We start from the raw sequence: 9,981 nt of genomic DNA, 5'->3' as shown, positions 1-9,981 counted from the left end.
CCGGGGTCATGCCGAGCTCGTCGTCAAGAGGAATCTCGGCCCCGTTGCCGACGCGGACGGTGCAGTCGGCGTCGGCGCAGGCTCTGAGGTCGGTCCCGTCCGCGGCTTCGGGGAGAGACGCCTGCCCATTGGTCGAAGTCCAGCCACTGGTCTGCCTTCTGCAGGTGGAGCCTCAGGTCGACCGCCGCCCGCGCGATCGCGGCCGTGGCCGCGGCGTCGCGGGTCAGGGCTGACGGCGGTCAGACCTCGGCCACCGGTCAGACCTCGGCCACCGGGCCGGGCCTCGGCACCGGGTCCGCGGGCGCGGGCGCTCCGGCTCGGCGGCGTTCCAGCAGCAGGAGCAGCCCGCCGATCAGCGCGCCCGCCAGCATCGCCACCACGTGCCCGACGGCGGCGACCTCCAGCCCGGGCAGGCCGTCCAGCAGCGCGGGCGTGAGCGCGGCCCAGCCGGCGAGCGCCAGCAGCCGCCGCGCCCGCCCGCGCCCGTACAGGAACGCCGCGACGAGCGCCGCGCACAGCACGTAGGAGGGGCCCACATCGGGGATCGTGCGGATGGAGTCCGACAGCAGGCCCGCCTCCAGCCGCACCAGCGCGACGCCCTGGCTGACGAGCGTGCCGAGGACGTGCGAGGCGGCGACGAGCACCACCGCCCGCAGGTTCCCGAACCGCCGGGTGAGGGGGAACAGCCCGATCGCGGCCGCGACCATCAGCACGCCCTGCGCCCCCTCGGCGACGAACGCCGACGCGACCATCGTCCCCACCGGGTTGACCGCGAGGTTCGCCAGGTTGGTGCTGGCCCAGGCGATCATGGCGTGCCGGGCGTCCGGCGGCAGGACGAGGGCCTGCACCGTCCAGACCGCCGCGAACAGCCCGAGGAACGTCAGCGGCATCGCGTACCGCCGCGCGAACGCGCCCATCACACCGGCAGCCTAACCCGGCCGCTCAGACCGCCACGGCACCGTCGACGGGGGTGCTGCCGCGCCGCACGAGCAGCGCGGCGAGGGCGGCGGCGAGCGCGACCACGGCGGCGACGCTCAGCGACGTCTGGAAGCCGTCCATGAACGCCAGGTGGCTTCCGGTGGTGATGGCCTCGGCGGCACCCTCCGGCGTCCCCGGCGGGACCGGCGCCACGCCCTGCGACACGAGCCCGCCCGCGCCTTCGAGCTGGTGCGCGGCCGGTGCGGGGACCCCGGCGTCGGTGAGCCGGCCGAACAGCACGTCCCCGACCTTGGTGGACAGCAGCACGCCCAGCACCGACGTGCCGAGGACGCCGCCGACCTGCGAGGCGGTCTGCTGGAGCCCGCCCGCGACGCCCGCGAGGTGGGCGGGGGCGTTGCCGACGATGGCCTCGGTGCCGGCGACGAGGACCATCCCGAACGCCAGCCCGATGAGGATGAACCACGGCCAGAGCTGCACGTAGGCGGCGTCCACCCCGACGCGGGACAGCCCGAACATCGCGGCCGCGGTGAACACCATCCCGAGGACGAGCGGCAGCCGCGGCCCGAACCTGCTGGTCAGCGCGCCCGCGATCGGGGAGGCGACGATGAACACGGCGGTCATCGGCAGCAGCCGGACACCGGCGTCCACCGGGCTCATCCCGTGCACCTGCTGCAGGTAGAGGGTGAGGAAGAAGATCGTCCCGAACATCGCGAAGAAGCCGAGGACGATGAGCCCGGTCGCCGCCGACAGCGACACCGAGCGGAACAGGCCGAGCGGCAGCAGCGGGTTCTCGGCCCGCAGCTCGTTCCAGGCGAACACGGCGAACAGGACGGCGGACACGGCGAACGACACCAGCGGGACGGCGTCCCCGAACCCGTGCTCGCCGGCCTTGATGAGGCCCCACACCAGCGCGAACAGCGCGCCGGTGAGCAGCGCGACGCCGGGCAGGTCGAACGAGCCGGCGGCCTCCTCGTCCCGCGACTCGCGGATCACCCAGAAGCCGACCAGCAGCGCGACCAGCCCGAGCGGGGCGTTGAGGAAGAACACCGACTCCCAGTTGACGTTCTCGACCAGCAGCCCGGCGACGATCGGGCCGCCCGCGATGGAGACGCCGAGCGTGCCGCCCCAGATGCCGATCGCGGTGTTGAGCCGCTCGGCGGGGAAGGTGTTGCGCAGGATGGCGAGGCTGGCGGGCTGCAGCAGCGCGCCGGCCAGGCCCTGCACGACGCGCCAGAAGATCACCATGCCGAGCCCGCCGGACAGCCCGATCAGCATCGAGGACACCGCGAACCCGACCACTCCGGCCAGGAAGGTCCGCTTGCGCCCGAACCGGTCGGCGATCTTCCCGGCCGGGATCAGCGTGACGGCGAGCGCCAGAAGGTAGGCGTTCGTCACCCACTGCAGCCCGGACAGGCTCGCGCCGAGGTCCTCGGCGATCGCGGGGTTGGCGATGGACACGACGGTCGCGTCCAGCCCGACCATCATCACGCCGAGCGCGACGGCGAGGAGCGTGAGCCAGGGATGCCCGTGCCCCGGTCTCGCGGAGCGTGCGCGCGGCTGGTCGCGCGGCGGGACGTTGACGGCGCCGGGTTCGAGTGTCCCGGCGCTCTGGGAATGGGTCATTGCATCGACCTCCGGCTTGGGTAGGCCCTCAAACTGTCACGGCATGACAGTTGTCGTCAACTGCCGATCGCCTGTATGCGACATGAGTCACTTCGAGACAATATTCTTCGGCTGCCGCTTGGCGCGGGTTCACCCGCTGGTTACACTTCGCCCATGACCGCGACCGCCCCCGAGACCGGCGCCGCCGCGACCGCCGCGACCGGTCCCGGCCCCCGGCCCCCGGGCCGCCGCGAACGCAAGAAGCAGCGCACCCGCGAGGCGCTCATCGACGCCGCGTTCACCCTCTTCGCCGAGAAGGGCTTCGACGCCACCACCGTCGAGGAGATCGCCGACGCCGTGGACGTCTCCGCCCGCACGTTCTTCCGCTACTTCGCCTCGAAGGAGGACGTGGCGCTCACCTTCCAGGAGGAGCAGGTCCAGGCCGTCACGGCCGCGCTGGCCGCGCGTCCCGCCGACGAGCCGATCATGACGGCGCTGCGCCGCACCGTGGTGGAGATCGCCCGCGCCTGCGAGGCCGGCGAGCTCGGCTTCGACCCCGACCGCTTCGAGTGCATGCTGACGATGGTCAACGACAGCCCCACCCTGCTCGCGGGCAGCCTGGAGCACGCGCAGCGCAAGCAGGCGCTGATCACCGAGATCGTCGCGCAGCGGATGGGCCTCGACCCCGCCGCCGACATGCGCCCGCACATCGTCGCCGCCGCGACGCACAGCGCGTTCCAGGCCGCCGCCGACGCCGCCCGCCGCATGGACGGCGCGTTCACCTCGCTGTCGGAGGCGGTCGACCAGGCGTTCGCCATCCTGGAGAACGGCCTCAACGAACCGGCGCGCCCGGCCGAGTAGCCCGGCCGAGCAGCCCCGCCGAACAGCCCGTTCTGGCAGGCCGTCCGGCCGGGGCCCGGTGTGGGACGGGCCGCCGCGGGTACCGCATGCGGAAGTCGGGGGACGCCATGCCCCCGCGCGCGCGGAAGGACGGCGACATGGCCCGGAAGCACGGCATGGCCCGGAAGCATCCCCACACCTCCGCGAGCGGCGACCGCGACCTGCGGGTCAACCCCGTCTTCAGCCGCGAGCCGCTGACGATCCCCCGCTACGCGCTGCCCGCCGGCGAGCTGGACCCCGGCACCGCGTACCAGATCGTCCACGACGAGCTGATGCTGGACGGCAACGCGCGGCTGAACCTCGCGACGTTCGTGTCGACGTGGGCGGAGCCGGAGGCGCTGCGGCTGATGTCCGAGTGCGCCGAGAAGAACATGATCGACAAGGACGAGTACCCGCGCACCGCCGAGCTGGAGATGCGCTGCGTGCACATGCTCGCCCGGCTGTGGCACGCCCCCGACCCGCGCCGCGCGGTGGGCTGCTCGACCACCGGGTCCAGCGAGGCGGCGATGCTCGGCGGGCTCGCGCTCAAGCGCCGCTGGCGGGAGCGGCGGCGCGCCGCCGGGCGGCCGGCCGACCGGCCCAACCTCGTCATGGGCGTCAACGTGCAGATCTGCTGGGAGAAGTTCGCGAACTACTTCGAGGTCGAGCCCCGGTACGTGCCGATGGAGGGCGACCGCTACCACCTCGGCGCCCGCGAGGCGGTGGAGCTGTGCGACGAGAACACCATCGGCGTCGTCGCCGTCCTCGGCTCCACCTTCGACGGGAGCTACGAGCCCGTCGCGGAGATCGCCGCCGCGCTCGACGACCTGGAGCGGCGCACCGGCCTGAACGTCCCGATCCATGTGGACGGCGCGTCCGGCGCGATGGTGGCGCCGTTCCTCGACGCCGGCCTGGAATGGGACTTCCGGCTGGACCGCGTCGCGTCCATCAACACCTCGGGCCACAAGTACGGCCTGGTCATGCCCGGCGTCGGCTGGGCGCTGTGGCGGGACGAGGACGCGCTCCCCGACGACCTGGTCTTCCACGTCAACTACCTCGGCGGCGACATGCCGACGTTCGCGCTGAACTTCTCCCGCCCCGGCGCGCAGGTCGTCGCCCAGTACTACAACTTCCTGCGGCTCGGCATCGAGGGGTACCGGCGCGTCCAGCAGACGTGCCGGGACGTCGCGACGCGGCTGGCGGCCGGGATCGGCCGGCTCGGCCCGTTCGAGACGCTCACCGACGGCGGCGACATCCCGGTGTTCGCGTTCCGGGTGCGGGAGGACGTCGGCACCTTCACGGTGTACGACGTGTCGGCCGCGCTGCGCGAGTCGGGCTGGCTCGTGCCCGCCTACACCTTCCCCGAGAACCGCACCGACCTCGCCGTCCTGCGGGTGGTGGTGCGGCACGGGTTCGGGCACGACCTCGCCGACCTGTTCATGGACGACCTGCGCCGCGTGCTGCCCCGGCTGGAGTCCCAGCCGGGGCCGCAGCGCAGCGCGGCCGAGGCGGCCGGGTTCGCGCACGGCGCCGAGCCGAAGCCCGCGCACCGCGCACCCAGCTGACTCCCGGCCGGCCCGTCACCGCGGGGCGCGGGGCAGGCCGAGGCCGATCATCGCGATCAGCTCGCGCTGGATCTCGTTGACGCCGCCGCCGAACGTCAGCACCAGCGCGCCCTTGGCGAGCCGGTCGACCGCCGCCATGAAGGACGCCGTCTCCGGGTCGCCGGGGTCGCCGTGCCGGGCGAGGACGTCGCCGACGATCCGGCCGACGTCCTGCATCCGCTCCGAGGAGTAGATCTTCGTGGCGGACGCGTCGGCGGCGCCGAGCCAGCCGAGGTCCTGGTTCGCGGCGACCTGCCAGTTCAGGATCTCGTTGACGCGCAGGTAGGCGTACACCTGGGCGAGCGCGCGGCGGACGGACGGCTCCTCGATGAGCGGCCGGCCGTCCCGTCCGGCGGTGGCGCGGGCCCAGCGCTCGAAGCGGATGTAGGTGTGCCCGATGTTCCCGGCGGGGCCGAGCGTGACCCGCTCGTGGTTGAGCTGGTTGACGATGAGGTCCCAGCCCTTGTTCTCCTCGCCGATCAGCATGTCCGCCGGGACGCGGACGTCCTGGAAGTACGTGGAGTTGGTGTGGTGCGCGCCGTCCATCGTGATGATCGGCGTCCAGGAGAAGCCCGGGTCCGCGCAGTCCACGATGAACATCGAGATGCCCTTGTGCTTCTTCGCGGACGGGTCGGTCCGGGCGGCGAGCCACACGTAGTCGGCGTGGTGCGCGCCGGACGTGAAGATCTTCTGCCCGTTCACCACGTAGTGGTCGCCGTCCCGCACCGCCGTGGTGCGCAGGGCCGCGAGGTCGGTGCCGGCGCCCGGCTCGCTGTAGCCGATCGCGAAGTGGCACTCCCCCGCGAGGATGCGCGGGATGAAGAACTCCTTGTGCGCGTCCGACCCGTACTGCAGGATCGTCGGCGCCACCGAGTTCAGCGTGATCAGCGGGTAGGTGACCTCGGCGCGTGCGATCTCGTTCGCGAAGATCGTCTGCTCGACGGGGCCGTAGCCGCGGCCGCCGTACTCCTTCGGCAGCGCGACGCCGAGCATGCCGTCGCGGCCGAGCCGCCGGCAGTGCTCCAGGTAGGCGTCGCCGAACGGGTCCGCCGCGATCGCGGCGCGCTGCTCGGCGGTCAGGCAGTTCTCGAAGTACTCGCGCAGCTCGGCGCGGAGCTTCTTCTGCTCGTCGGTCAGGTCGATGAACATTCAGGCCTCCTGAGCGATCAGAGCGCCGAGCGCGTCGAGCCGGTCGTCCCCGCCGCCGAGCAGGTGCGCGCAGTGCTTGCCCCACGCGAAGTAGCGGTGCAGGGGGTAGGTGATGTCGAGGCCGATGCCGCCGTGCAGGTGCTGGCAGGTGTAGAGCGCCTTGATGACGGGGTCGCCCGCGTTGTAGGCGGCGATCGTCAGCAGCTCCTCGGCGTCGGCGGCGCCCTCGGCGAGCCGCCAGACGCCCGCCCAGACCGCCACGTCCAGCGCCCGCTTGGCGATGTAGACGTCGCTGATCTGCATCGTGACGGCCTGGAACTGCGCGAGCGCCCGGTCGAACTGCTCGCGGGTCTTGGTGTACTCCTTGGTCAGCTCCAGCGCGCCCTCGATGACGCCGGACGAGACGGCGACCGCGCCGGCCACGGCGGAGCGGCGGAGGGTGTCCCAGGCGGCGCCGTCGGCCGTACCGCCGAGCAGGGCGTCCGCGCCGACCCTCGTGCCGTCCAGCACCACGCGGTACAGCGGCTCGCTCGTCGCCGACGGCTGCTCGGTGAGCGCCACGGCGGCGGGCTCGACGAGGAACACCCCGATGCCCGCGCCCTCGACGCGGGCGGGCACGAGGATCCGCGCCGCCTCCCGCGCGTACGGGACGAACGCCTTCACGCCGTCGAGGACGTAGCCGCCGCCGTCCTCGCGGGCCGTCGCGGCGACCTCCCCGGCGCTGCCGACCTCGCGGTACGCGCCGGTCAGGACCGCCGCGCCCTCGGTCAGCGGGGCCAGCAGGGCGCGCTGCTCCGCCGTCCCGTGCCGCGCGACCGGCACGGCCGCCAGCGCGAGCGAGGCGTACACCGGGACGGGGGCGGCGTGTGCGCCGACCTCCCGCAGGATCACCGCCAGCTCGACCGGGCCGAGCCCGGCGCCGCCGGCGTCCTCGGGGAGCACGATCCCGAGCAGCCCCGCCTGGGCGAGCGCCTTCCACGCCACGTCGTCGAAGGGGGCGCCGCTCTTCTCGAACTCCTCCAGGCGCTCGCGCGTGCACTCACGCCCGAGCACCTCGGCGGCGAGGCCCTTGATCTCTTGCTGGGTCTCGTCGAGGTTGAAGTCCACTCATCCGCTCCCTTCCAGGAGGTGCAGCCGGCCGCGCCGTGCGAACTCGGCCCGCAGTTCGGCCGCGTCCCGCGCGGTCATCGGCCGGTAGGCGAGGTCGCGGCCGGGCCGCCACCACACCGGGTCGTCGGTGCGCCAGCCGTCCTCGGCCAGCCGGCGCTTGAGGATCTTGTTGGAGGCGGTCGCGGGCAGCTCCCGCGCCACCCGGACGTACCGGGGCACCCATTTCGGGCCCAGGTCGGCGCGCCCGCGCAGGTAGCCGGCGAACGCGTCGGGGTCGAAGCCGTCGGCGGCGAGGGCCAGCATCACCTGGTCGCCGGACGCCGCGTCCGGCACCCCGTACACGGCGAGCTGCCGGACGCCGGGCAGCTCCGCCAGGACCCGCTCGACCTGGACGGCGCCGAAGTTCTCGCCGTCCACGCGGAGCCGGTCGGTGCCGCGGCCGGCGAAGTAGACGTAGCCGTCCGCGTCGGCGTAGGCCAGGTCGCCGCTCCAGAACCCGCCGTCGCGGATCCGGTCGGGGGCGTCCTCCTTGTAGTAGCCGTCGAACAGGCCCATGTCGCCGGTCTTGACCAGCTCGCCGATGGCCTCGTCGCCGTTCACGACCCGTCCGGCGGCGTCGAACACGGCGGGCGGGCACGGCTCGCCGGTCGCCGGGTCGAGGACGGCGACGTCCGCCGGCAGCTTGCCGAGCGCCCCGGACGGCCCGAACGGGTCGGGCGACAGCGAGATCGCGGTCTCGGTCGAGCCGTAGCCGTCGATGACGAAGCAGCCGAACCGCTCGCCGAACGCCTTCTGCTCCAGCGGCGCGGCCTCGTTCCCGAACGCGAACCGCAGCGGGTTGGCCGCGTCGTCCTCGCCCGGCGGCGTGGCCAGCACGTACGACAGCGCCTTGCCGACGTAGTGCAGGTAGGTGCAGCCGTGCGCGCGCACGTCGGGCAGGACGCCGGACGCCGAGAACCGGGCGCGCAGCACCAGCTCGGCACCGGCCGCGAGCGCCGGCGCGTACGCCGCCATGACCGCGCCCGAGTGGAACAGCGGCATCGGGCAGTAGACGACCGATTCCGGGGTCAGCATGCGCTCGGCGAGCATCTCCCCCGGCACGACCATCTTGCGGTGGGTGATCCGCACGGCGCGCGGCCGCCCGGACGTGCCCGAGGTGAAGATCAGCATGAGCAGCGTCGCCGGCCCGATCGCCGAGGCGTCCGGGAGCGGCGCCCCCGCGAAGGGGGCGAGTTCGGCTTCGAGGGCACCGGCGTCCAGCACCGGAATCCCCAGCGCGGCGGCCTTCTCGGCGTACCGGTCCTGCGCGACGACGAGATCGCAGTCGGCGCGCTCGGCGTCGCCGGCCAGCTCCACGGCGCTGCGGGTCGGGTTCAGCGCCACCGCCACCGCGCCCGACAGCGCGGCACCGCCGAGGAGGAACACCAGCTCGGGCACGTTGTCGAGCAGCACGCCCACGTGGACCGGCCGCTCCGGGCCCCCGCGGCCCGCCATCCAGGCGGCGCGGACCGCGCACTCGGCGACGGTCTCCCGCCAGGTCCAGGCCCGGCCGTCGTCGGCGGAGCGCAGCCCGGGGCGGTCGTCGTCCGCCCGCGCCTCCAGCAGCGCCGCGATGCTCTCCACGCCCACCTCCCGGACCAGCCCACGGCGAAAAAGTAGAACAGATTCTAGTCCGTGTCCAGAGGCCCGGCCATTCCCGCTCCCGAGCCGGTTAGCCTGCCCAGTACGGCGGAAACGAGCGATCCGGAAACCCCGCGAGCGCACCCGCCGCCACGCGTTCAGATAACACGTTCTCACAAGAGCGGTAGACTCGGGGGGACACGTCGGGCGGCCGAGCCCGCACAGAAGGGAAGGCGACCGTGACCGCAGAGCCGACAGTGACCGGGGACGGTCAGCCGGCGGGGCAGGCGGCCGGGCAGGGCGTGCGCTCCCGCAGCCAGCACCAGCGGCGCAAGCGTATCGTGCAGGCCGCCGCGGCACTCGCGTCGCGCGGCGGGATCGAGGCGATGCAGATGCGCACCGTCTCCGAGCGGGCCGGGGTGGCGCTCGGCACGCTGTACCGCTACTTCCCGTCCAAGATGGACCTGGTCGTCGCCGTCGTCAGCGAGGAGCTCGACCTCCTCGAGGGCAGCATCGAGCGCCGGCCGCCCCGCGGCGGCGCCGCGCCCGAGCGCGCGGTGGAGGTGCTGATGCGCGCCACCCGCGGCCTGATGCGCGAGCCCGAGCTGGCCGAGGCGCTGATCCGCTCGCTGCTGCTCTCCGACGTCAAGACCGACTTCGGCGAGCGGATGAGCGAGCTGCTGCTGCGGGCCGCGTCCGGCCCGCCGGAGGACATCCCCGCCGACGACCCCCGCCGCCTCGCCGCCCGCGCGCTGTCCGGCATCTGGACGATGGAGATGATCGAGATGCTGCGCGGCAACGCCACCGCCGAGGAGATCCAGTCCCGGCTGGAGATCACCGCCGCCCGGCTCCTCATCGACCCCTGAGCGTCGCATCGACCCCTGAGCCTCGCATCGACCCCTGAGCGCCCGTCCGGTTACCGTGTGGCGCGGGCCCCTTCCGGACTAGCCTCAATGCCGGGAAGTTAAGGGTCTTCGGCTGTTGTCGAGTTGGTCGGGGTGAGGATGTCGATGGCGATGGTGGCCTGGTAGGTGGTTCGGTCGATGGCCGGGCCGCGGGCGTTGTACTTGGAGATCGC

8 protein-coding genes are annotated in these 9,981 nt (G+C 73.4%); 3 read left to right on the top strand and 5 right to left on the bottom strand.

All coding sequences use genetic code 11. The annotated features are described in order from the left end of the window. Window positions 1-257 precede the first annotated feature (257 nt). Window positions 258-917, bottom strand: a complete 660-nt coding sequence (locus ETD96_RS33585; protein WP_338072628.1) for a rhomboid-like protein — start codon at window positions 915-917, stop codon at window positions 258-260. 25 nt (window positions 918-942) lie between these two features. Continuing rightward, on the bottom strand, window positions 943-2,562 hold the full coding sequence (locus ETD96_RS33580) for an MFS transporter (protein WP_138640510.1): 1,620 nt from the start codon (window positions 2,560-2,562) through the stop codon (window positions 943-945). 153 nt (window positions 2,563-2,715) lie between these two features. Here ETD96_RS33580 and ETD96_RS33575 point away from each other — a divergent pair, with 153 nt between their 5' ends. Then, complete coding sequence (locus tag ETD96_RS33575; protein WP_138640509.1) at window positions 2,716-3,402, top strand: TetR family transcriptional regulator; 687 nt, start codon at window positions 2,716-2,718, stop codon at window positions 3,400-3,402. Between the two features lie 137 nt (window positions 3,403-3,539). Beyond that, the gene (gad, locus tag ETD96_RS33570) at window positions 3,540-4,985 is read left to right on the top strand and encodes a glutamate decarboxylase (protein WP_240808413.1); all 1,446 of its coding nucleotides are present in this window, start codon (window positions 3,540-3,542) and stop codon (window positions 4,983-4,985) included. Between the two features lie 15 nt (window positions 4,986-5,000). On the opposite strand, the gene ETD96_RS33565 is transcribed toward gad, so the two are convergent. The 3 genes from ETD96_RS33565 to ETD96_RS33555 are packed head-to-tail and all read right to left on the bottom strand — an operon-like array spanning window position 5,001 to window position 8,906. Further along, the gene (locus ETD96_RS33565) at window positions 5,001-6,173 is read right to left on the bottom strand and encodes an acyl-CoA dehydrogenase family protein (protein ID WP_138640508.1); all 1,173 of its coding nucleotides are present in this window, start codon (window positions 6,171-6,173) and stop codon (window positions 5,001-5,003) included. Further along, window positions 6,174-7,280, bottom strand: coding sequence for an acyl-CoA dehydrogenase family protein (locus ETD96_RS33560; RefSeq protein ID WP_138640507.1), 1,107 nt, complete (start codon window positions 7,278-7,280; stop codon window positions 6,174-6,176). After that, a complete protein-coding gene (locus ETD96_RS33555) occupies window positions 7,281-8,906 on the bottom strand; it encodes an AMP-binding protein (protein ID WP_240808412.1) in 1,626 nt (541 codons plus the stop codon). A gap of 236 nt (window positions 8,907-9,142) precedes the next feature. Here ETD96_RS33555 and ETD96_RS33550 point away from each other — a divergent pair, with 236 nt between their 5' ends. Further along, window positions 9,143-9,769 carry a TetR family transcriptional regulator gene (locus tag ETD96_RS33550; RefSeq protein ID WP_138640505.1) on the top strand — a complete coding sequence of 209 codons (627 nt, stop codon included), beginning with the start codon at window positions 9,143-9,145 and terminating at the stop codon, window positions 9,767-9,769. The last annotated feature ends 212 nt before the right edge of the window (window positions 9,770-9,981 follow it).

Origin of the sequence: Actinomadura geliboluensis (genome assembly GCF_005889745.1) — a bacterium.
Taxonomy (GTDB): domain Bacteria; phylum Actinomycetota; class Actinomycetes; order Streptosporangiales; family Streptosporangiaceae; genus Spirillospora; species Spirillospora geliboluensis.
The sequence above is the reverse complement of the archived record's forward strand: the minus strand, read 5'-3'. Positions and strand labels throughout refer to the sequence as shown.